Origin of the sequence: Massilia hydrophila (assembly GCF_020208145.1) — a bacterium.
Lineage (GTDB): Bacteria > Pseudomonadota > Gammaproteobacteria > Burkholderiales > Burkholderiaceae_D > Telluria > Telluria hydrophila.
Window position 1 is genome coordinate 119586 of the sequence record NZ_JAHYBX010000006.1, and the last position, 20410, is coordinate 139995.

24 protein-coding genes are annotated in these 20410 nt (G+C 65.4%); 1 reads left to right on the forward strand and 23 read right to left on the reverse strand.

All coding sequences use genetic code 11. The features are described from left to right. The first annotated feature begins 46 nt into the window (after nt 1–46). A complete protein-coding gene (locus LE190_RS15275; protein WP_225239500.1) occupies nt 47–1951 on the forward strand; it encodes a DUF885 domain-containing protein in 1905 nt (634 codons plus the stop codon). 100 nt (nt 1952–2051) lie between these two features. Here the strand turns inward: LE190_RS15275 and LE190_RS15280 are convergent, their stop codons facing one another. From LE190_RS15280 to mlaD, 23 genes are all read right to left on the reverse strand, one after another. Beyond that, on the reverse strand, nt 2052–4850 hold the full coding sequence (locus tag LE190_RS15280) for a M16 family metallopeptidase (protein WP_225239501.1): 2799 nt from the start codon (nt 4848–4850) through the stop codon (nt 2052–2054). A 122-nt stretch (nt 4851–4972) separates the two neighbouring features. Beyond that, a complete protein-coding gene (gene tatC, locus LE190_RS15285) occupies nt 4973–5728 on the reverse strand; it encodes a twin-arginine translocase subunit TatC (protein ID WP_225239502.1) in 756 nt (251 codons plus the stop codon). After that, nucleotides 5729–6247 carry a Sec-independent protein translocase protein TatB gene (tatB, locus tag LE190_RS15290; RefSeq protein ID WP_225239503.1) on the reverse strand — a complete coding sequence of 173 codons (519 nt, stop codon included), beginning with the start codon at nt 6245–6247 and terminating at the stop codon, nt 5729–5731. It abuts the gene before it with no gap. A 9-nt stretch (nt 6248–6256) separates the two neighbouring features. After that, entirely contained in the window at nt 6257–6496 is a 240-nt protein-coding gene (gene tatA / locus LE190_RS15295) for a Sec-independent protein translocase subunit TatA (protein WP_225239504.1), read from the reverse strand. Nucleotides 6497–6611: 115 nt separating this feature from the next. Next, complete coding sequence (locus LE190_RS15300) at nt 6612–6986, reverse strand: histidine triad nucleotide-binding protein (protein WP_225239505.1); 375 nt, start codon at nt 6984–6986, stop codon at nt 6612–6614. A gap of 81 nt (nt 6987–7067) precedes the next feature. Beyond that, complete coding sequence (locus tag LE190_RS15305; protein ID WP_224947130.1) at nt 7068–7406, reverse strand: phosphoribosyl-ATP diphosphatase; 339 nt, start codon at nt 7404–7406, stop codon at nt 7068–7070. Then, nucleotides 7403–7813 (reverse strand): phosphoribosyl-AMP cyclohydrolase, encoded by a 411-nt coding sequence (gene hisI, locus LE190_RS15310; RefSeq protein WP_225239506.1) that lies wholly within the window; start codon nt 7811–7813, stop codon nt 7403–7405. Before hisI ends, LE190_RS15305 begins: the two co-directional genes overlap by 4 nt. A 2-nt stretch (nt 7814–7815) precedes the next feature. Then, entirely contained in the window at nt 7816–8577 is a 762-nt protein-coding gene (gene hisF, locus LE190_RS15315) for an imidazole glycerol phosphate synthase subunit HisF (protein WP_225239507.1), read from the reverse strand. A gap of 5 nt (nt 8578–8582) precedes the next feature. Next, on the reverse strand, nt 8583–9359 hold the full coding sequence (gene hisA, locus LE190_RS15320; protein ID WP_225239508.1) for a 1-(5-phosphoribosyl)-5-[(5-phosphoribosylamino)methylideneamino]imidazole-4-carboxamide isomerase: 777 nt from the start codon (nt 9357–9359) through the stop codon (nt 8583–8585). 39 nt (nt 9360–9398) lie between these two features. Beyond that, entirely contained in the window at nt 9399–10040 is a 642-nt protein-coding gene (gene hisH, locus LE190_RS15325) for an imidazole glycerol phosphate synthase subunit HisH (RefSeq protein WP_225239509.1), read from the reverse strand. 19 nt (nt 10041–10059) lie between these two features. Continuing rightward, a complete protein-coding gene (gene hisB, locus LE190_RS15330; protein ID WP_224947125.1) occupies nt 10060–10650 on the reverse strand; it encodes an imidazoleglycerol-phosphate dehydratase HisB in 591 nt (196 codons plus the stop codon). 43 nt (nt 10651–10693) lie between these two features. After that, nucleotides 10694–11797, reverse strand: a complete 1104-nt coding sequence (hisC, locus tag LE190_RS15335; protein ID WP_229517231.1) for a histidinol-phosphate transaminase — start codon at nt 11795–11797, stop codon at nt 10694–10696. Continuing rightward, the gene (locus LE190_RS15340) at nt 11794–12639 is read right to left on the reverse strand and encodes a DNA-methyltransferase (RefSeq protein ID WP_225239510.1); all 846 of its coding nucleotides are present in this window, start codon (nt 12637–12639) and stop codon (nt 11794–11796) included. Before LE190_RS15340 ends, hisC begins: the two co-directional genes overlap by 4 nt. Then, entirely contained in the window at nt 12636–13958 is a 1323-nt protein-coding gene (hisD, locus tag LE190_RS15345) for a histidinol dehydrogenase (protein WP_225239511.1), read from the reverse strand. Before hisD ends, LE190_RS15340 begins: the two co-directional genes overlap by 4 nt. Before the next feature lie 6 nt (nt 13959–13964). After that, on the reverse strand, nt 13965–14648 hold the full coding sequence (hisG, locus tag LE190_RS15350) for an ATP phosphoribosyltransferase (protein ID WP_224947121.1): 684 nt from the start codon (nt 14646–14648) through the stop codon (nt 13965–13967). A gap of 2 nt (nt 14649–14650) precedes the next feature. Further along, nucleotides 14651–15907 carry a UDP-N-acetylglucosamine 1-carboxyvinyltransferase gene (gene murA / locus LE190_RS15355; protein WP_225239512.1) on the reverse strand — a complete coding sequence of 419 codons (1257 nt, stop codon included), beginning with the start codon at nt 15905–15907 and terminating at the stop codon, nt 14651–14653. Nucleotides 15908–15909: 2 nt separating this feature from the next. Then, nucleotides 15910–16146: a BolA family protein gene (locus LE190_RS15360; RefSeq protein WP_225239513.1), complete on the reverse strand. Its 237-nt coding sequence runs from the start codon at nt 16144–16146 to the stop codon at nt 15910–15912. A 21-nt stretch (nt 16147–16167) separates the two neighbouring features. Then, nucleotides 16168–16935 (reverse strand): ABC transporter permease, encoded by a 768-nt coding sequence (locus tag LE190_RS15365; RefSeq protein WP_225239514.1) that lies wholly within the window; start codon nt 16933–16935, stop codon nt 16168–16170. Then, nucleotides 16932–17879 (reverse strand): ABC transporter ATP-binding protein, encoded by a 948-nt coding sequence (locus LE190_RS15370; protein WP_225239515.1) that lies wholly within the window; start codon nt 17877–17879, stop codon nt 16932–16934. The genes LE190_RS15365 and LE190_RS15370 overlap by 4 nt, the downstream gene beginning before the upstream one ends. Nucleotides 17880–18116: 237 nt before the next feature. Continuing rightward, nucleotides 18117–18386 (reverse strand): STAS domain-containing protein, encoded by a 270-nt coding sequence (locus tag LE190_RS15375; RefSeq protein ID WP_224947116.1) that lies wholly within the window; start codon nt 18384–18386, stop codon nt 18117–18119. After that, nucleotides 18386–19018, reverse strand: coding sequence for an MlaC/ttg2D family ABC transporter substrate-binding protein (locus LE190_RS15380; protein WP_224947115.1), 633 nt, complete (start codon nt 19016–19018; stop codon nt 18386–18388). The genes LE190_RS15375 and LE190_RS15380 overlap by 1 nt, the downstream gene beginning before the upstream one ends. A 106-nt stretch (nt 19019–19124) precedes the next feature. Further along, nucleotides 19125–19907, reverse strand: coding sequence for an MlaA family lipoprotein (locus LE190_RS15385; RefSeq protein ID WP_225239516.1), 783 nt, complete (start codon nt 19905–19907; stop codon nt 19125–19127). Further along, entirely contained in the window at nt 19904–20377 is a 474-nt protein-coding gene (mlaD, locus tag LE190_RS15390; RefSeq protein WP_225239517.1) for an outer membrane lipid asymmetry maintenance protein MlaD, read from the reverse strand. Before mlaD ends, LE190_RS15385 begins: the two co-directional genes overlap by 4 nt. Nucleotides 20378–20410: the final 33 nt, after the last annotated feature.

The following is a 20410-nucleotide window of genomic DNA, read 5'->3' on the forward strand; positions in this document are numbered from 1 at the left end:
GCTACTCTTCCGGGCTCCGGCCTTCACAACTCAGGGTTCGAACAGGATGATGAAAACGAAAATCGCGCTGGCAGTCCTGCTGGCGAGTTTCGCGCTGGCGCCCGCCAGCGCCAAGCCGAGCAAGCCCGTCAAGGGCAAGGCCAAGGCCGCCAAGGTGGTCAAGGCGAAAACGAACAAGTCGAAAGCACCGGTCAAGAAATCCGGCAAGAAGGCAGCCGCCGCGACCGCCGCCGCAGCCGCTACCGCAAGCGCCGCACCGTCCGAACCGTCCGCACGGGCAAGCGAAAAACGTCTCGACCGCCGCTTCGACACGATGAGCATGCAGTACCTGACCGCGCTGTGGCGGATCGACCCGGAAGGCGGCATCTACGTCGGCAAGTTCGACCAGGCCGCCAATCTCACCATTCCGGACGCCGCCACGCGCGCCAGGAAGCTGGCTTTCGTCAATGAGTGGCTGGAGAAGTTCAACAAGCTCGACTCCCGCCAGCTGTCGGACCGCCAGCGTACCGACCTGGCCCTGCTGGTGAACAAGCTGGAGAGGGACCGCTGGAGCCTAGCGACCTGGCGCGAATACGCGTGGAATCCTTCGCTGCACAACATCGCCCAGCCGCTCGACCTGATCCTGAACACCGAGTACGCCGCCAAGCCGCAGCGCCTGCGCACCATCCTCAAGCGCCTGGCCGATGTGCCGGCCTTCTATGAAGCGGCGCAGGCCTCGATCGTCAACCCGACCCGCGAGCACACCCAGCTCGCCATCGCCCAGGCCCCGGGCACCATCGCGGTGCTGGCCGACCTGGGCAAGGCGGCGCAGGAATCGATCCTGAACCCGCAAGAGAAGGCGATCTTCGCACAGCGCATCGCGAACGCCGGCAGCGCCGTGCTGGGCTATGTCGACTTCCTGACGGCGCTCGATAAAAATGCGGCCAGCCCGCGTCCGTTCCGTGCCGGGAAGGCGCTGTACGAGCAGAAGTTCGCGCTCGAGATCCAGTCTTCCAGCAGCGCCGAGCAGACCTTCCGCAAGGCGCTGGCCACGCGCGAGGAGCTGCTCACCCGCATGGACACGATCTCCGACGAACTGTGGCCGCGCACCATGGCGGGCGTGGCCAAGCCGCGCGACCGCTTCCAGAAGATCGGCATGATGATCGACAAGCTGTCGAGCCGCCACGTCGCGCGCGAGAACTTCCTGCCCGAGATCCGGCGCCAGATCCCGGCCCTGCACAAGTTCGTCGTCGAGAAAAACCTGCTCACGCTGGACGCCGACAAGCCGCTCGAAGTGCGCGAGACCCCGATGTACCAGCGCGGCGTGGCCGGCGCCAGCATCGACGCGCCCGGCCCCTACCGGCCGAAGGACAAGACGTACTACAACGTCACGCCGCTGGACGACCTGACACCAGAACAGGCCGAGAGCAGCCTGCGCGAGTACAACGAATGGATCCTGCAGATCCTGAACATCCACGAGGCGATTCCCGGCCACTACGCGCAGCTGGTGTATGCGAACCGCTCGCCTTCGCTGGTGAAGTCGCTGTTCGGGAACGGCGCCATGGTCGAGGGCTGGGCCGTGTACGGCGAGCGCATGATGCTGGAAAACGGCTATGGCGACAACGCGCCCGAGATGTGGCTGATGTACTCGAAGTGGAACCTGCGCAGCGTCACCAACACCATCCTCGACTACAGCGTCCACGTGCTCGGCATGCAGCGGCCGGAAGCGATCGACCTGCTGACCCGCCAGGCCTTCCAGACGCGCCAGGAAGCCGAGGAAAAGTGGCGCCGCGTACAGCTCACCTCGGTGCAGCTGACCAGCTACTACAGCGGCTACGAACAAATCATGGAATTGCGCGAGCGCCGCAAGCAGCAGCTGGGCGAGCGCTTCAACCTGAAGGAATTCCACGACCAGTTCCTCGGCTACGGCAATGCGCCGGTGAAGATGATCGCCGAGCTGATGATGCAGTAAGCGTCAACAGGCACCTGCAGGGTGGGCGGATTTTTCCGCCCACCCGGTAATCGTCGCAGGCAAGGTCATCCGGTACGCGCGGAGCCCCTGCCTGCCCGCCTCAGGCTTCGGGCCTGAGCACCATCTCCACATGGCGTTCCCTGGTCAGGAAACGCTGCGCCGCCGCCCGCACCCCGTCCGCGCTCACCGCTTCGATGCGCTCCGCCACCGTGAGGATGTCGCCCGGGTCGTCCCCTTCCAGGTCGGCATTCTGCAGGCGCACCAGCCAGTAGTTGTTTTCCTTCAGCGACTTGCGATAGACCTGCAGCATGCCCTGCCTGACCTTGTTCAGCTCTTCCGGCGTCGGTCCCTTCTCCTGCAGGGCCGCGATCTCTGCCCACAGCACCGCCTCGATCTTCTCCACATGCTGGGGCGCGGTGGGCAGCTGGATGGCGAGCGAGTACAAGGGGCGCGGGACGCGTCCATAGCGGCCGCTGGCGCCGCCCGTGTAGATCAGCTGGTGGCGGTCGCGCAGCGCGTCGCGGATGCGCAGGTTCAGTACCTCGACCATCGCCGCGAAGGCCGTCGCTTCGCTGCGGGAGTAGTCCATCTCGCCGCCGAAATCGAAGGTGACCACACTCTTCTGCTCGACGCCCGCCCTGACTTCGTGCCGGACGACGCCGGGCACCTGGCGGATGCCGGGGTCGCGGTAGGACAGCGCCAGCTCGGAGACAGGCAAGGTGGCGACGTAGGCGGCCAGCAGTGGCTTGATCGCCTCGACCTCGAAGTCGCCCACGAAGTAGAAGCTCATGCCCTTGGCATTGAGCATGCGTGAACGGAACAGTTCGAGGCTGCGGTCCATGTCCAGGTTGCGGTAGTCCTCGGGACGGGGCCGCAACTGGCTGCGTGGGTGGCCGCCATACACGGCCAGTTCGCGCGCATCGGCGAAGCGCCCTTCGGGCACCGCCGCCTGGGTCTGGGCCAGCGTGGCATTGCTGTTCACGAAGGAGCGGAACATCGCCTTGTCGCGGCGCGGACTGGTCATCGCCAGGTAGTTCAGCTGCAATAGCGTCTCCAGGTCGCCGCTGTTGCTGCTCCCGTTCAGGTGGTCGGTGTACGGACCCATGCTGGCCGTGAGCGTCAGGTTCTTGCCCGCCAGGATACGCGACAGGTCCAGCACGCTGTATGGCCCGGCGCCCATCGCCCGGTGCAGTACGCCACCGAAGCGCAGGGCGTCCTTGTCGGCGTCCGCGAACAGCATCTGTCCGCCGGGGCGCAGCGCCGCCATCTGCACGCTGTCCCGGCTGAAGGGCGTGGGCTTGAGCACCACCTTCACGCCGTTCGACAGCAGCAGCCGGGTGACCCCGAGCAGCTTGTCTTCGTGCTGTTCGACGATGCTCCCAGGCGCCGGCTGCTGCGCCATCAGCTGGGCAGGCAGGGCCTTTTCCTTGAGCTGCGTTAGCGGCGTCTTCAGCGCCGCATTGACCCGCTCCAGCAGCTCCGCACCGGTGGGAACCGGCTGCGTGCCGTTGGGAGTGGTGGTGTACAGCACCAGCTTCGGCCCGTCACCGGGAATCACGGCCCTGGCATAGGCATGCATGTCTTCTTGCGTGATCGCCGGAAGGTCACTGCGCGCGTAGGCCACTTCCTGTTCGATGTCGAGCGCCGGTTCGCCGGCCAGGAAGTGGCGCACGTAGGCGCCCACCAGCGCCGCCGATGCGCGGCTGTCGCGCGCCTTGTAGGCGTGCTCGTAACTGGCCAGGACGCTGCGCCCGGCCGCCTCCAGCTCCGTGGCGGAAAAGCCGAACTGGCGCACCCGCTGGTTCTCGCCGACCAGCGCATCGATCGCCTTGTGCACGCCGGCCGGGCCGATCCCGGCCGTGGCGGTATAGGTGTGCTGGTTGGTTCCGAAGGGCGAGGCCGATTCGCCAACGAAGCCGCCCAGTACCGGCAGGCGCGCCAGGCGCATGCGCATCAGCTCCGAGAACAGGCGGCGCTGCAGCACGGTGCGGAAGTCGGCGACCGTGGCCGCCGGAGCGCGCTGGTAGCTCGACCAGGTCAGGCGCAGGGTGCTGCCGGGCGCCTCGGGGTCGGCGTAGACGAGGACGTCCGGCTCTCCCAGCGCAGGCAGCGGATACTGTGGCCGTGGCCGCGGCGCGGCCGGCATCGCGATGTGGCCGAAGTGGCGCCGCACCAGGCGCTGCGCTTCCTCCGGGTCGATGTCGCCGACGACGATCACCGCTATCAGGTCGGGCCGGTACCAGTCGCGGTAGAAGCGGCGCAGCGCGTCGGGCCGGTTGCCGGCGATCGACGCCTCGGTGCCGATCGGCAGCCGGTCCTTGTAGCGCGACCCGTTGGCCAGCTTCGGCAGGGTCGCTTCCTGCATGCGCCGGCCGTGGCCGTTGCGCAACCGCTTCTCCTCGAGGATGATGCCGCGCTCGTCCTCGATGGCCTGGTCCGACAGCGTCATGCCGTGCGCCCAGTCCTCCAGCACCCGGAAGCCCTGCTCCAGGTTGCCCGGCTTGTCGGTCGGGACCGGCAAGACGTAGATCGTGGAGTCGAAGCTGGTGAAGGCGTTCAGGTCGGCCCCGGAACGGATGCCGATCGACTGCAGGTAGGACACCAGTTCCTGCTTCTTGAAATGGCGGCTGCCGTTGAAGCCCAGGTGTTCGACGAAGTGGGCAGCGCCCAGCTGGTCCTCGTCTTCCAGGATCGACCCGGCGTTGACGACCAGGCGCAGTTCGACGCGCTGGGCCGGCCGCGCGTTGGGCCGGATGTAGTAGCTCAGGCCATTGTCCAGCTTGCCGAACCTGAGCTGGGGGTCGAGCGGCAGCGGATCGGCGGGCGCGGCCGCGGCGGAGGCGCCCAGGACGGCAAGCAGCACGATGCCGACGCAGCGGAGCGGGAAAAGGAAAGACATGCGTATCCTGTGCGTTAAATGCGGGAGCGCAATATTTGCATGCCCAGGAGGCAATCACAAGAAAGAACAGCGGGAGCCCGGCAGATGATGCCGAAGGCATAGGATCGCGCTACGGCGCCGCCTCAGGCGTGTTCCTCGGGCGCCCGGGTGACGCGCGCGAAGATCGGCGCCACCAGCAGGCCCAGCTCGTACAGCAGGCACATCGGGATGGCCAGGGCCAGCTGGCTGACCACGTCCGGCGGCGTGACGATGGCCGCGATGACGAACGCGCCGACGATCACGTAGGAGCGGATCGCGCGCAGTTTCTCGATGCTGACGATGCCCATGCGCACCAGGATGATGACCACCACCGGCACCTCGAAGGTGGCGCCGAACGCCAGGCACATCGACATCACGAAGTCGAGGTAGTTCTCGATGTCGGGCGTGACCGCGATCGAGGTGGGCGCGAACTCGCCAATGAAGTGGAACACGCGCCCGAACACGAAGAAGTAACAGAAGGCCACGCCGGCGATGAACAGCAGCGAGGACGAGATCACCAGCGGCAGCACCAGGCGCTTCTCGTGGGCGTACAGGCCGGGAGCGACAAAGGCCCACAGCTGGTAGAACACCCAGGGCAGCGACAGGATGAAGGCCAGCAGCAGGGTCACCTTCATCGGCACCAGGAAAGGCGAGACGACGCCGGTGGCGATCATCTTGGCGCCTGGCGGCAGCGAGGCGATCATGGGCGCGGCCAGCAGGTCGTAGACCTGCGACGGGCCGGGCCAGATGAACAGCGCCGCGCAGGCGATGGCGATCCCGATCGACGCCTTGACCAGGCGGTCACGCAGTTCGACCAGGTGGGAAATGAAGGTTTCTTCGCCTGCGGCTTCTTCGGTCATCTAGAAAAAGGAAGTCTTGGATTTGCTGGAGCCGGGGCGGAACTTGCGCACGCGCGCGGCGCCCGACAGCACATGGGTCTTGCCGCCGTGGCGGTGCTTGTACCAGCTCGGCACGGCCGAGGTACGCACCAGCTTCTTGCGGCGGAAATCGCGTGCCTTGCGTTCGATGTCGGCAGTGCTGACGAAGCCATGCGACGACGCATGGGAAGAGGACGAAGACGAAGGCAGGTGTTCCCTGCCGTCCCACAGCGCTTCGACTTCGTCGACGTGGCTGGACATGGACTGCTCGACCTCGGACTTGAACGATTGCGCGCTCTCGTGCACTTCCTTGTGCAGGTTGCGCAGCTCGTCGAGCTCGATCTCGCGGCTGACCTCGGACTTGACGTCGTGCAGGTAGCGCTGGGCGCGCCCGTACAGGGTGCCCGCCATGCGCGCCACCTTCGGCAGCTTTTCAGGGCCGATCACGATCAGCGCGACAACACCGATGATCGCCAGCTTCGACAGTCCGAGATCGATCATGCCCGGGGATCAGTGACGGGTCTTGTCGCGGGCTTCGACGTCGATGGTGGACTTGTCGGCCACCTGCTGCTGCGGCTGGGCGGCCGCGGCGTTCGGATTCGCCTTGTCTTCCTCGCCCTTCACGCCATCCTTGAAGCCCTTGACTGCCTTACCGAGATCGGAACCGATATTGCCGATCTTCTTGGTGCCAAAAATCAGCATCACGACGACCAGGACAATGACCCAGTGCCAAATACTCATCGAACCCATGTTTATCTCCTAGCAAGACGCATTGCGCCTGTAAAATCGGAAAAGCCTGCGTTTCAGTATACGCCATGCGGGCTTGCTTGCCCTATGCTTGCCACGATTAAAAGTTTCCTTGCCCTCAGGTACCGAGACCGCGCCATGGGCGCTTGCCGCCGTACATGTGCAGGTGCAGGTGGTAGACCTCCTGTCCGCCATCCGGCCCGCTGTTGATCAGGGTCTTGAAGCCGCCACTGTGCCCGCCATTGCCATCGGACGTGACGCCAATGCCGTGCTCCTGCGCCAGCTTCGGCGCCAGCGCCAGCATCTTGCCCAGCACGGCCGCGTGCGCGTCGGTGCAGTCGGACAGGGTGGCCACGTGCTGCTTCGGGATCACCAGCAGGTGCACCGGCGCGGCCGGGTTGATGTCCTTGAAGGCCAGCACCTCGTCGTCTTCGTAGACGACGCTGGCCGGGATCTGCTTGGCGACGATCTTGCAAAAAATACAGTTATCCATCTTGTCTCCAGAGGCGGTGAACGCGCGGCGTCGAAAGCCCGATTATGACACTGCCGATGGGCATGGCACGCACGCCCCGGCTTACTCGGTGCGCGCCGCCTTTTCGTCGATGCCGGACACGCCTTCGCGCCGCGCCAGCTCGTCGACCACCTGCTGCGGCGTCAAACCGAACTGCGCCAGCAGCACCATCGAATGGAACCAGAGGTCGGCCGTTTCGTACAGCAGCTTGGAGGCGTCGCCCGAGACGCGCGCGTCCTTGGCGGCCATCACGGTCTCGGTGGCTTCTTCGCCGATCTTCTTGAGGATCGCGTCGTCGCCCTTGCTGAACAGCTTGGCGACGTAGGAGCTTGCGGGGTCGCCGCCGGCGGCCGGCTTGCGCGACTCGATCACGGCCGCGATGCGGGCCAGGATATCGTTCATGGGTGTTTCTTGTCCTGGGAGTAGATGGTGGCGGGGTCCTGGAGCACGGGTTCGACCGCCTGCCAGTCCTCGTCCTTCAGTTGCTGGAAGAAGCAGGAGTGGCGCCCGGTATGGCAGGCGATGCCGCCCTTCTGCTCGATTCTCAACAGGACCACGTCTTCGTCGCAGTCGAGGCGGATGTCGAGCACCTTCTGGGTATGGCCGGACTCCTCGCCCTTGTGCCACAGCTTCCTGCGCGAACGGCTCCAGTAAACGGCTTCGCCAAGCTCCACGGTCCTGGCCAGCGCCTCGCGGTTCATCCAGGCGAACATCACGACATCGCCGCTCGCCGCTTCCTGGGCGATCACCGGCACCAGGCCGTGCTCGTCCCAGCGCACCTTGTTCAGCCATTTTGCGTTGGTCGGCATGTTCACTCCAGGCGCATCGGGATGCCGCGGTCAAGCATGAAGCGCTTGGCCTCGCCGACCGTGTGCTGTCCGTAGTGGAAGATGCTGGCGGCCAGCACCGCGTCGGCGTGGCCCTCCAGGATGCCGTCGGCCAGGTCCTGCAGGCCACCCACGCCGCCCGAGGCGATCACGGAAATGCCGACCGCGTCGGACACGGCGCGCGTCAGGCCCAGGTCGAAGCCGGCCCTGGTGCCGTCGCGGTCCATGGAGGTCAGCAGCAGTTCCCCGGCGCCGAGCGCTTCCATCTTGCGCGCCCATTCGACGGCGTCCAGGCCGGTCGCGTTGCGCCCGCCATGGGTGAACACTTCCCACTTGCCCGGCGCGACCTGCTTGGCGTCGATCGCCACCACGATGCACTGCGAGCCGTGCTTCTGCGCCGCGTCGAACACCAGCTGCGGGTTGGTGACGGCCGAGGTGTTCATCGACACCTTGTCGGCGCCGGCATTGAGCAGCCGGCGCACGTCCTCGACCTTGCGCACACCGCCACCGACGGTGAGCGGGATGAACACGGTCGAGGCCACGGCTTCGATGATCGGCAGGATCAGGTCGCGGCCGTCGCTCGAGGCGGTGATGTCGAGGAAGGTGATCTCGTCGGCGCCTTGTGCATCGTAGCGGCGCGCGATCTCGACCGGGTCGCCGGCGTCGCGCAGCTCGGTGAAGTTGACGCCCTTGACCACGCGGCCGCCGGTGACGTCGAGGCAGGGAATGATGCGTTTTGCGAGCATGGAGCTTAAGCCTGGGCGCCCTCGGTGAGTGCGTCGGCGCGTTCCTGGGCCGAGGCCAGGTCGAGCGTGCCTTCGTAGATCGAGCGGCCGCAGATCACGCCCTCGATGCCTTCGTCCTGCACCGCGCACAGCGCTTCCACGTCGGCCAGGTTGTGCACGCCGCCCGAGGCGATGACCGGGATACGGACGGCCTGGGCCAGCTTGACGGTGGCTTCGATGTTCACGCCCGCCATCATGCCGTCGCGGCCGATGTCGGTGTACACGATCGATTCCACGCCATAGCCTTCGAACTTCTTGGCCAGGTCGATGACTTCATGGCCCGACATCTTGCTCCAGCCGTCGGTGGCGACCTTGCCGTCCTTGGCGTCCAGGCCGACGATGATCGAGCCCGGGAAGGCGCCGCAGGCGTCGTGCAGGAAGCCCGGGTTCTTCACCGCGGCGGTGCCGACGATGATGTAGGTGATGCCGTCGTCCAGGTAGCGCTCGATGGTGTCGAGGTCGCGGATGCCGCCGCCCAGCTGGACCGGGATTTCCTCGATGCCCATCTCTTCGGCGTAGTCCTGCACGGTCTTCAGGATGGACTTGATCGCCGCCTCGTTCTTCGGCTTGCCGGCGAAGGCGCCGTTCAGGTCGACCAGGTGCAGGCGGCGCGCGCCCTTCTTGAGCCAGTGCAGCGCCATCTCGGCGGGGTCTTCGGAGAATACGGTGGCGAGGTCCATGTCACCCTGTTTCAGGCGGACACAGTGACCGTCTTTGAGGTCGATGGCGGGGATCAGCAGCATGGTCGTTGTCGGTTGGTTGACGGGAATGAAGGTAAAGGCTTACGGTTTCCAGTGGATGAAATTGCGGTACAGGCGCAGGCCGGCGGCCGCGCTTTTCTCGGGGTGGAACTGGGTGGCGACCAGGTTGTCGCGCGCCACGGCACAGGTATACATGGCGCCGTAGTCGGCTTCGCCGATGGTGTCCTGGGCCTGCTCCGGCACGGCGTAGTAGCTGTGCACGAAATAGAAATAGCTGCCGTCCTCGACGCCTTCCCACAGCGGGTGGGCGCGGGTCTGGCGCACGCGGTTCCAGCCCATCTGCGGCACCTTGAAGCGCGAGCCGTCGGCCTGCAGCCTGCCGTCGAGCTGGAACCGGACCACGCGGCCCGGCAGCAGGCCCAGGCCCGGCGTGCCGTCGTTCTCTTCGCTCGCGTCGAACAGCATCTGCTCGCCGACGCACACGCCCATTACCGGGCGCGTCTTCACGGCGCGCAGCAGGGCGTCCTCGGCGCCGGATTCGCGCAGGCTGCGCATGCAGTCGCGCATCGCACCCTGCCCGGGCAGCACGATGCGGTCGGCCGCATCGATGTCTTCCGGCTTGTTCGACACCAGGATGTCGGCCTCGGGCGCGGCGGCGCGCAGCGCCTGCGCCACCGAGCGCAGGTTACCCAGGCCATCGACCACCACAATCTTGTTCGTCATGGTACGCATGTTCCCCAACCTACAGGCTGCCTTTGGTCGAAGGAATGATGCCGGCGGCGCGCTCGTCGAGCGCGGTGGCCATGCGCAGCGCGCGCCCGAAGGCCTTGAACACGGTTTCGCACTGGTGGTGCGCATTCACGCCGCGCAGGTTGTCGATGTGCAGGGTCACGCCGGCGTGGTTCACGAAGCCGCGGAAGAATTCACCCGTCAGGTCGACATCAAAGGTGCCGATCATGGCGCGGGTCCAGGGAATGTGCATTTCCAGGCCGGGACGGCCGGAGAAATCGATCACCACGCGCGACAGCGCTTCGTCCAGCGGCACGTAGGCGTGGCCGTAGCGGGTCATGCCTTTCTTGTCGCCGACGGCCTTGGCCACCGCCATGCCCAGCGTGATGCCGGTATCCTCGACGGTATGGTGGGCATCGATGTGCAGGTCGCCCACGGCGTCGACTTCGAGGTCGATCATGCCATGGCGCGCGATCTGGTCGAGCATGTGGTCGAGGAAGGGAACGCCAGTGTTCAGTTTCTGGCGGCCGGTGCCGTCGAGGTTGATCGAAACGCGGATCTGCGTTTCGTTGGTGTTGCGCGTGATGTCGGCGGTGCGGGTCATTGCTGGCTCATCTGGACAGCACTTCCTGGCGGAAGCGCTGCGCTTAAAGGGATGCTTTCAGGGCATTCAGGAATGCGGTGTTTTCTTCGGGGGTGCTGACCGTGACGCGGATGCAGTTGGCCAGCATCTTGTCCATTTTACTCAAATTTTTGATCAACACCTTTCCCGTGCTTAGTTCTGCACAGGTCTTGTCGGCGTCGGGTACCCGCAGCGAAATGAAATTCGCCGCCGATGGAAACACTTCGACCCCGGGCAGCGCCGCCAGTTCGGCCGCCAGGCGCGTACGCTCCTGGTTCAGCAGCTCGGCCTGGCCGTCGAGTACATCGAGGTGGTCGAGCGCGAACTCGGCCGCCACCTGGGTCAGCACATTGACGTTGTAGGGCGGGCGCACCTTCTCGAACTGTTCCAGCAGCTTCGGATCACCCGACAGGTAGCCGAGGCGGATGCCGGCCAGGCCCAGCTTGGACAGGGTGCGCATCACGACCAGGTTCGGGAAGGCCGGCAGGCGGTCCATGAAGCTTTTCTTCGCAAACGGCTGGTAGGCCTCGTCGACCACCACGATGCCGGTCTCGCCCATGGCCTTGATGATCGCCTCCATGGCCTGCTCGTCGAACAGGTTGCCGGTGGGGTTGTTCGGGTAGGCCAGGAACAGCAGCGCGGGCTGGTGCCGCGCGATGGCGCCCAGCATGGCCGGCAGGTCGAGCGAGAAATCGTTGCTGTTGAGCGGCACGCCGACGAAGTCGGCGCCCGCGAACTGGGCCGAGCGGGCGAACATCACGAAGGCCGGGGTCGGGGCCATGACGACCGCCTTCCGGTCCTGGCGCGCGATGGCGGTGGCCATGATGGCGATCAGTTCGTCCGAGCCGTTGCCGAGCAGGACGTCATAGCCGCTTGGTACGCCCAGGCCGGCGCAGATCCTGCGCTTGAGCGTGGTATAGGACGGCACCGGATAGCGGTTCAGCGCGGCGTCGGCCAGGCGCTGGCCCAGCTCCGCGCGCAGCGTGTCCGGCAATTCATACGGGTTTTCCATCGCGTCGAGCTTGATGTAGCCGCTCGCGTCGGGCACATGGTAGCTGGCGATGGCGCGCACGTCGGCGCGGATGGTGTTTTCGATCAGCTTGTCGATCGCAGTGATGCCCGATGTCATACGGTTTCCTCGTTCAGGGGAGCGTTCTTCGCGCTCTTGCGTTTCTTGGTTCCCGCCCTGGCTCCCGGCTTGCTGCCGGCGACCGGCACCTCGGGCGCGGCCAGGCGCGCGCGGACGATGTCGCAATAGGCGGGGTTCAGTTCGAAGCCGGTGAAATGGCGGCCGGCATGGCGCGCGGCGATCGCCGTGGTGCCGCTCCCCATGAAGGGGTCGAGCACGATGCCGCCGGGCGGGCAGGATGCCTTCACCATGCGCGCGATGATTTCCAGCGGCTTCTGGGTCGGGTGGTCGGCGCGCTCCGGATGCTCGCGGTGCAGGCGCGACACGCTCCACACATCTTTCGGGTTATAGCCCACTTCCAGCCACTTGGCGCCGATGAAGATCGAGCGCGAGCGCGCCTTCTTGGTCTCGGCGTCGTAGGGGATGCGCACCGCGTCGAGGTCGAAGTAGTAATCCTTGCGCTTCACGAAGAAGCCGATGGTGTCGTGCACCGAGGAGAAGCTGCGCACGCTGCCGCCCATCGAGGGCACGCGGCGGTCCCAGATGATCTCGTTCATCATCGTCATGCGCTTTTTCAGCATCACGAAGATCTCGGGCGCGTGGCGCCAGGTGAGGAAGATGTACAGGCTGCCGTTGGGCTTGAGCTTGGGCAGTGCCGCGTCGATCCACTCCTCGGTCCAGGCCAGGTAGGCCTCGACGCTCTGCTGGTCGGATGCGTTGCCGTAATCCTTGCCCAGGTTGTAGGGCGGATCGGTCAGGATCAGGTCGATGGATGCGTCCGGGATGCGCGCCAGGCCCGGCAGCGCATCCTCGCAGAACACCTGGTCGACCCAGGTGCTCATGATGTCTTCAGACGCAGTTCCGCGCTGCGGGCGTGCGCCTGCAAGCCTTCGCCATAGGCCAGTTCGGCGGCCACCTTGCCGAGCGTCTGGGCGCCCTGCTCGCTCACCTGGATGACCGAGGAGCGCTTCTGGAAGTCGTATACGCCCAGCGGCGAGGAAAAGCGCGCGGTGCGCGAGGTCGGCAACACATGGTTCGGACCGCAGCAATAGTCGCCCAGCGACTCGGACGAGAAGCGGCCAAGGAACATGGCGCCCGCATGGCGGATCCTGTCCGCCCATTGCAGCGGTTCTTCGGCCGAGATCTCGAGATGCTCGGCGGCGATGGCATTGGCGATGTCGCAGGCTTCCACCATGTCGCGCACCTTCACCAGGGCGCCGCGGTCGCTGAGCGAGGTCGTGATGGTCGCCGCGCGCGGCATGGTCGGCAGCAGCTTGTGGATGCTCGCCTCCACGCGCGCGATGTAGTCCGCGTCCGGGCACAGCAGGATGGCCTGGGCCAGCTCGTCGTGTTCGGCTTGCGAGAACAGGTCCATTGCTACCCAGTCCGGGTCGGTCGTGCCATCGCACAGCACCAGGATTTCCGACGGGCCAGCGATCATGTCGATTCCGACGGTGCCGAATACGCGGCGCTTGGCCGCCGCCACGTAGGCATTACCGGGGCCGACGATCTTGTCCACGGCGGGGATGGTCTCGGTGCCGTAGGCCAGCGCGCCCACGGCCTGGGCGCCACCGATGGTGATCACGCGGGTCACGCCGGCGATCGCGGCGGCCGCCAGCACCATCTGGTTTTTCACGCCATCCGGGGTCGGCACCACCATCACGATTTCCTGCACGCCGGCGACCTGCGCCGGAATCGCGTTCATCAGGACCGACGACGGATAGGCGGCCTTGCCACCGGGGACGTAGATGCCGACGCGGTCGAGCGGCGTCACGCGCTGGCCCAGCACGGTGCCGTCGGGCTCGGTGAACGTGAACCCGTTCAGCTCCTGCTTCTGGCGTTCATGGAACACGCGGATGCGCCCGGCGGCCGTGCGCAGGGCAGCGCGTTGCGCCTCCGGCAGCGCGGCCAGCGCCGCATCCAGCTCCGCCTGCTTGACGTCGAAGGCGGCCATCGAGGTGGCGCCGCCGTTCGGGATGCGGTCGAATCTGTTCGTGTATTCCAGCACGGCCACGTCACCGCGATGCTTCACCTCCGCCAGGATCTTCGCGACGCTCGCCTCGATGGCGTCGTCGGTCTCGGCCTCGAAGGCCAGCAGGGCATCGAGCGTCTGCCTGAAGTCGGGTGCGGTGGAGTCGAGCTTGCGGATCCGTACTGCCATGATGCGTTAACCTTTTGCTTGGGATGGGGACGCCTCAGTCGCCCGTTCGAAGGCATCGAGGATGGGTTGCAGGCGCTCGCGCTTGAGCTTGAGCGCGGCCTGGTTGACCACCAGGCGCGAGGAGATGTCCATGATCTTTTCGACTTCGACCAGGTTGTTGGCGCGCAGGGTGCCGCCGGTCGAGACGACGTCGACGATGGCGTCGGACAGGCCGACCAGCGGCGCCAGCTCCATCGAGCCGTACAGCTTGATCAGGTCGACGTGCACGCCCTTGCTGGCGAAGTGCTCGCGCGCGGTGTGCACGAACTTGGTCGCCACCCGCAGGCGCGCGCCCTGGCGCACCGCGTTCTCGTAGTCGAAGCCGGCGTTCACCGCCACCGACATGCGGCAGGAAGCGATGCGCAAGTCGATCGGCTGGTACAGGCCTTCGCCGCCATGCTCGAGCAGCACGTCCTTGCCGGCCACGCCGAAGTCGGCGGCGCCATGCTGGACATAGGTCGGCACGTCGCTGGCGCGCACGATCAGCACGCGCACGCCCGGGTCGTTGGTCGGCAGGATCAGCTTGCGCGAGGTTTCCGGGTTCTCGGTCACCGTGATGCCCGCGCTTGCCAGCAGCGGCAGGGTGTCTTCGAAGATGCGGCCCTTCGAGAGCGCCAGGATCAGGCCCGGCGCGCCAGTTTTACTAGTCATGGTCATTCTTTGATGCGCACGATGTCGGCGCCGACCGCCGAGAGTTTCACTTCCATGCGGTCGTAGCCGCGGTCGAGGTGGTAGATGCGGTCGACGACGGTGGTGCCTTCGGCCGCCATGCCGGCGATCACCAGGGACGCCGAGGCGCGCAGGTCGGTCGCCATCACCGGCGCGCCGACCAGGCGGTCGACGCCCTTGATGAAGGCGGTATTGCCCTCGGTGGCGATCTGGGCGCCGAGACGGTTCATCTCCTGCACGTGCATGAAGCGGTTCTCGAAGATGGTCTCGGTCACCTTGCTCGGGCCGTCGGCCAGGATGTTCACGGCCATGAACTGGGCCTGCATGTCGGTCGGGAAGCCCGGGTATTCGGTGGTGCGGAATGACACCGGATGGGGGCGGCCGTCCATGCGCGCGCGGATCGTGTCGCTGCCCACGTCGAGCTGCAGGCCGACCTGGCGCAGCTTGTCGAGCGCCACGTCGAACGTGTCGGTACGGGTGTTGCGCAGCACGATGTCGCCGCCGGTGGCCGCCACCGCGCACAGGAAAGTCGCCGCCTCGATGCGGTCCGAGATCACGGCATGCTGCGCGCCGTGCAACGACTCGACGCCCTGGATCACCAGGCGGTCGGTGCCGATGCCCTCGATCTTCGCCCCCATGGCCACGAGCAGGTTGGCCAGATCGGTCACTTCCGGCTCGCGCGCGGCGTTCTCCAGCACGGTTTCGCCTTCGGCCAGGGTGGCAGCCATCAGCAGGTTCTCGGTGCCGGTCACGGTGATCATGTCGGTATAGATGCGCGCGCCTTTGAGCTTGCCGTCGGTCCTGGCATGGATATAACCACCTTCGATGGTGATCTCGGCGCCCATCTGGCGCAGGCCCTTGATGTGCTGGTCCACCGGACGCGAGCCGATCGCGCAGCCGCCCGGCAGCGAGACCTTGGCCTGGCCGAAGCGCGCCAGCAGGGGGCCGAGTACCAGGATCGAGGCGCGCATGGTCTTCACCAGTTCGTACGGCGCTTCGAGCGAGGTGATATTGGCGCCATTGAGCGTGACGCGTTCGTCGTCCTGGGTCACCTTCAGGCCGGTCTGGGCCAGCAGCTTGAGGATGGTACGCACGTCGTGCAGGCGCGGCACGTTCGACAGTTCGAGGTCGCCGCCGGTAAGCAGGCCGGCGCACAGGATGGGCAGCGCGGCATTCTTGGCGCCGGAAATGGCGATCTCGCCGTTCAGGCGCTTGCCGCCAACGATCTGGAGCTTGTCCATGCTTAGCCTCCGTACTCTTCGGGAGTCAGGGTCTTCATCGACAGCGCGTGGATTTCCTCGCGCATGCGGTTGCCGAGCGCGGCGTACACCAGCTGGTGGCGCTGGATCGGGCGCTTGCCGGCAAAGCTCGGGGACACGATGACGGCCGTGAAATGCTGGCCATCGCCTTCGACATGCAGGTGCGTGCATTCGAGGCCGGCGCTGATGTAGCTGTGGATCAGTTCAGGTGTGGTCGACACGGGGAAACTCCAGTGAATTCTTTAGTGACGAAGCTTGTAGCCGCGTTTGAGAAGGTTGACCGCGATGGCCGCCAGTACCACGAAGAACACCGACACGATGGCCAGGCTGGTCCAGGGCGAGACGTCGGACTTGCCGAAGAACCCATAGCGGAACCCGTCAATCATATAAAAGAACGGGTTGAAATGCGAGACCGCCAGCCAGAACGGTGGCAGTTTTTGGATGGAATAGAACACCCCGGCCAGGAAGGTGGCAGGCATGATCAGGAAGTTCTGGAAAGCGGCCAGCTGGTCGAACTTCTCGGCCCAGATGCCAGCGATCACGCCCATGGTGCCGAGGATGGCCGCGCCCAGCAGGGCGAACACGATGATCCACAGCGGCGCTACGAAGCTCAGGTGGGCGAACCAAGCGGTGACCACGAACACGCCGAAGCCGACCGCCAGCCCGCGCAGCACCGAGGCCGCGATGTAGGCCGACAGGATCTCGGCGTGCGACAGCGGCGGCAGCAGGATGAACACCAGGTTGCCGGTGATCTTCGACTGGATCAGCGAGGAAGACGAGTTGGCAAACGCGTTCTGCAGCACGCTCATCATCACCAGGCCGGGGATCAGGAAGGCGGTGTAGCTGACGCCGTCGAGCATCTCGATGCGGCCGTCCAGCACGTGGCCGAAGATCAGCAGGTAGAGCATGGCGGTGACGATCGGCGCGGCGACGGTCTGGGTGGCCACCTTCCAGAAACGCAGCGATTCCTTATAGAACAGGGTACGGAAACCGACGGAGAACAGGTTCATTGCGGGCCTCCCGGCTGCGCATCTTGCCCACTGCTGCCGACGATCTGCAGGAAGATGTCTTCCAGGTCGGCCTGCTCCAGCTGCATCTCGTCGATCACGGCGCCGCCCGCGCGCAGGCTGGCCAGGATGGCTTCGACTTCGTTGACGTCGTTTACGCGCAAGGTATAGCGGTTGCCGCTGCCGTTGTTCTGGTCGTGCTCGTCGTGCGAGACCAGCGGGCGCAGGCCCTCGGGCAGCTCGCCGCTTCTCAAGTGCACCACCAGCTGCGAGCCGGACACGCGGCGCAGCAGCGCCGACATGGTGTCCAGCGCCACCACCTCGCCAAGCTTGAGCATGGCCACGCGCTGGCACATGGCCTGCGCTTCTTCCAGGTAGTGGGTGGTCAGGACCACGGTATGGCCCGCGCGGTTCAGGCGCGAGATGAACTTCCACAGGGTCTGGCGCAGCTCGACGTCGACGCCGGCGGTCGGCTCGTCCAGCACGATCACGGGCGGCTTGTGCACCAGGGCCTGGGCCACAAGCACGCGGCGCTTCATGCCGCCGGACAGGGCGCGCATGTTGACGTCGGCCTTGTTGGTCAGGTCGAGGTTGTGCATCACCTCGTCGATCCAGGCGTCGTTGTTGCGGATGCCGAAGTAGCCGGACTGCAGGCGCAGCGTCTCGCGCACGGTGAAGAAGGGATCGAACACCAGTTCCTGCGGCACCACCCCGAGGCGCTTGCGCGCTTCGCGGAAGTCGGTGACGACATCATGGCCATGGATCCTGATGCTGCCCGCGTCGGGGCGGATCAAGCCGGCCACGGTGGAGATCAGGGTGGTCTTGCCGGCGCCGTTGGGGCCGAGGAGGCCGAAGAACTCGCCTTCCTCGATGTTCATCGAGACGCCCTTGAGGGCCTTGAAACCCTTGTAGCTCTTTTCGACGCTGTTAATCTGGATCGCTGTCATTCTTGTTGGGAGCGGCGGCGCGGACGCGCGAGGCCGTGGGGGAAACGGCCCATTATAGGGGAAATTGCACATACAAGCGGCCGGCGGGTCATTCGGCGGGAGTGAGGCACGGAGTGGGGGGCTTGTGTTCTGGTCCACTAGACCGGAACACCCCATGCGCTGATGGCTATCGCTTGAACTGCCGTCGCGGCGCCGCACATTGTACGTATCACCGCGTGGGCGGCATAGCCGCCCACCCTACTGGATCAGCCCGTCCACGCCATACAGCGCAGCCAGCTTCTGCACGTTCTGGGGAACGTTGATGAAGCTGAGCCGCCGTCCGGCCACGCGGGCACGGCGCTGCCATGCCAGCAGCACCGCCACGCCGGACGAATCGGCGGCCTTGACGCCGCCCAGGTCGAACACGGTGTCGCCGGCGGCGATCGCCGCGCAGCCCTGCTCCAGCGCGCCGCGGGCGCTCTGGAAGGTCAGGGCATCGAGCGAGAGCATGGTATTGGCTTCGGCCATTACTTTGGCGCCTTCACTGGCTTGTTTGCCAGCTGCTGGTTTTGCTCGGTCAGTTTCTTGATCAGCCCATCGATGCCGGTCTTGTTGATCTCGCTGGTGAACGAGCTTTTATTGGCTTCGACCAGCCACGCGCCCAGCACGTTGAGGTCGTAGATCTTCCAGCCCTGCGGGCCTTGAGACAGGCGGTAGTTCAGGATGATCGGCTCGCGGCGGGCCGATTTCACCAGCGAACGCACCTCGACGTCGGTGGCGCCGGGTTCGGCGACCATCGGCTTGAACTCGACGGTCTCGTTCGTGATGGTCGACAGCGCGCCCGAGTAGGTGTAAACCAGTTTCGTGGTGAATTCGCGGGTCAATGCTTTTTGCTGCTCCGGGGTGGCCTGAGGCCAGAAGCGGCCGGCCGCCTGCTGGGTCATCTTCTGGGTATCGACGTGCGGCAGGATCTTGGAATTTACCAGGTCCATGATCTTCTTGCGGTTGCCGGCCTGGATGTCCTTGTCGGTCTTGACGGTCTCGATGACGTCGGCGCTGATGCGCTTGACCAGGGCATCCGGCGCTTCGGCAGCGATGGCCGAAGTGGCGAAGGCGATGGTGGCGCTGGCTGCTACGATCAGTTGGATGATAGGTTTCATGTACTTTCCTTATGGTTGGGGCGGCGCATCCTGATCGGGAAGCGCGGTATGTCCCCGGTTAACTCTGCGTGCTGGTCTACGGATGACACCGGTATGTAAGGACTTGTTACTTACCCGGTTTCACTGCCGCTTTTCCAGCCGGGTTGGCGGCCGGTTCGGCATTGCTGGTCGCCTCGTCCGCCTCTTCCTGCTGGCGCGGCACGTCGCCGTCGTAGACCTGGCTCTGGCGGCGCTGGAGGTAGGCATCGCGAAGAAACTCGTAACGGTCCAGTGCAACATCTTCCAGCAGGTTGGTGGCATCGAGCAGGCTGGCGCGCTTGTCGACCACGCGCACGGCGGCGCCGATATTGCGCCAGTTGGCCGGTTCCTTGTACTTCCAGATGTCGCCGCCCATGTCGGCTGGCAGGGCCGCGGTGTCACGCACCGTAGATGGGCCCAGTACCGGCAACATCAAGAACGGACCGCTCGGGATGCCCCATACGCCCAGGGTCTGGCCAAAATCCTCGTTGTGTTTCGGCAGGCCGGCTTCCGAGGCCAGGTCGAACAGTCCCAGGACCCCGAAGGTCGTGTTCAGCGTGACGCGGCTCAGGTCGCCCATGCCGGCTTCGCCCTTGCCCTGCAAGAGGTTGTTGACGGCGCTCCACACGTCCGACAAGTTACCAAAAAAATTGTTGACGCCCGTTTGCACGAAGCTTGGCGTCACGTTCTTGTAGGCGGTGGCGGTCGGCTTCAGGACGCTGCGGTCGACCGCATCGTTGAAGCTGAACATGGCGCGGTTATAGCCTTCCAGCGGATCCTGCGGATTACCGGTTGTGGCGCAGCCGGTCAGCAGCAGCGCGGCGGCGATGGCCGCCAGGCCTTGCATGCGGCGGTATGGCAAGTGGTTCATTCACTACCTTCCTTTCCTTCAGCGGCCTTGCTATAGATGAATTGGTTGATCAGGTCTTCGAGCACCGTCGCCGACTGGGTACGGTTGATACGGTCGCCGTCGGCCAGGTTCTGGGTGTCGCCACCCGGTTCGATACCGATGTATTGCTCGCCCAACAGGCCTGCGGTCAAAATCTTGAGCGAACTGTCTTTCGGGAATTTATAGCCTGGCTCCATATCGAGGCGCACGAGCGCCTGGTAGGTCTTGTCGTCGAAGGTGATTTCACCCACGCGGCCCACCACCACGCCGGCACTCTTGACCGGGGCCTGCGGCTTGAGGCCGCCGATGTTGTCGAACTTGCCGGTCACGGCATAGGTCTTGCTGAACGAGATCGTGCTCATGTTGCCGGCCTGCAGGGCCAGGAACAACAGCGAGGCCACGCCCAGCAGGACAAACAGGCCAACCCAGACGTCGATAGTTTTGCGATGCATACGAATACCCTAGTAACTCTTGTTTAGTTTCTT

Excerpts from the sequence above, each read along its gene's own strand:
- LE190_RS15275 (WP_225239500.1), top strand. The coding sequence starts at position 47 with ATGATGAAAACGAAAATCGCGCTGGCAGTCCTGCTGGCGAGTTTCGCG.
- LE190_RS15280 (WP_225239501.1), bottom strand. The coding sequence starts at position 4,850 with ATGTCTTTCCTTTTCCCGCTCCGCTGCGTCGGCATCGTGCTGCTTGCC.
- tatC (WP_225239502.1), bottom strand. The coding sequence starts at position 5,728 with ATGACCGAAGAAGCCGCAGGCGAAGAAACCTTCATTTCCCACCTGGTC.
- tatB (WP_225239503.1), bottom strand. The coding sequence starts at position 6,247 with ATGATCGATCTCGGACTGTCGAAGCTGGCGATCATCGGTGTTGTCGCG.
- tatA (WP_225239504.1), bottom strand. The coding sequence starts at position 6,496 with ATGGGTTCGATGAGTATTTGGCACTGGGTCATTGTCCTGGTCGTCGTG.
- LE190_RS15300 (WP_225239505.1), bottom strand. The coding sequence starts at position 6,986 with ATGGATAACTGTATTTTTTGCAAGATCGTCGCCAAGCAGATCCCGGCC.
- LE190_RS15305 (WP_224947130.1), bottom strand. The coding sequence starts at position 7,406 with ATGAACGATATCCTGGCCCGCATCGCGGCCGTGATCGAGTCGCGCAAG.
- hisI (WP_225239506.1), bottom strand. The coding sequence starts at position 7,813 with ATGCCGACCAACGCAAAATGGCTGAACAAGGTGCGCTGGGACGAGCAC.
- hisF (WP_225239507.1), bottom strand. The coding sequence starts at position 8,577 with ATGCTCGCAAAACGCATCATTCCCTGCCTCGACGTCACCGGCGGCCGC.
- hisA (WP_225239508.1), bottom strand. The coding sequence starts at position 9,359 with ATGCTGCTGATCCCCGCCATCGACCTCAAAGACGGTCACTGTGTCCGC.
- hisH (WP_225239509.1), bottom strand. The coding sequence starts at position 10,040 with ATGACGAACAAGATTGTGGTGGTCGATGGCCTGGGTAACCTGCGCTCG.
- hisB (WP_224947125.1), bottom strand. The coding sequence starts at position 10,650 with ATGACCCGCACCGCCGACATCACGCGCAACACCAACGAAACGCAGATC.
- hisC (WP_229517231.1), bottom strand. The coding sequence starts at position 11,797 with ATGACATCGGGCATCACTGCGATCGACAAGCTGATCGAAAACACCATC.
- LE190_RS15340 (WP_225239510.1), bottom strand. The coding sequence starts at position 12,639 with ATGAGCACCTGGGTCGACCAGGTGTTCTGCGAGGATGCGCTGCCGGGC.
- hisD (WP_225239511.1), bottom strand. The coding sequence starts at position 13,958 with ATGGCAGTACGGATCCGCAAGCTCGACTCCACCGCACCCGACTTCAGG.
- hisG (WP_224947121.1), bottom strand. The coding sequence starts at position 14,648 with ATGACTAGTAAAACTGGCGCGCCGGGCCTGATCCTGGCGCTCTCGAAG.
- murA (WP_225239512.1), bottom strand. The coding sequence starts at position 15,907 with ATGGACAAGCTCCAGATCGTTGGCGGCAAGCGCCTGAACGGCGAGATC.
- LE190_RS15365 (WP_225239514.1), bottom strand. The coding sequence starts at position 16,935 with ATGAACCTGTTCTCCGTCGGTTTCCGTACCCTGTTCTATAAGGAATCG.
- LE190_RS15370 (WP_225239515.1), bottom strand. The coding sequence starts at position 17,879 with ATGACAGCGATCCAGATTAACAGCGTCGAAAAGAGCTACAAGGGTTTC.
- LE190_RS15375 (WP_224947116.1), bottom strand. The coding sequence starts at position 18,386 with ATGGCCGAAGCCAATACCATGCTCTCGCTCGATGCCCTGACCTTCCAG.
- LE190_RS15380 (WP_224947115.1), bottom strand. The coding sequence starts at position 19,018 with ATGAAACCTATCATCCAACTGATCGTAGCAGCCAGCGCCACCATCGCC.
- LE190_RS15385 (WP_225239516.1), bottom strand. The coding sequence starts at position 19,907 with ATGAACCACTTGCCATACCGCCGCATGCAAGGCCTGGCGGCCATCGCC.
- mlaD (WP_225239517.1), bottom strand. The coding sequence starts at position 20,377 with ATGCATCGCAAAACTATCGACGTCTGGGTTGGCCTGTTTGTCCTGCTG.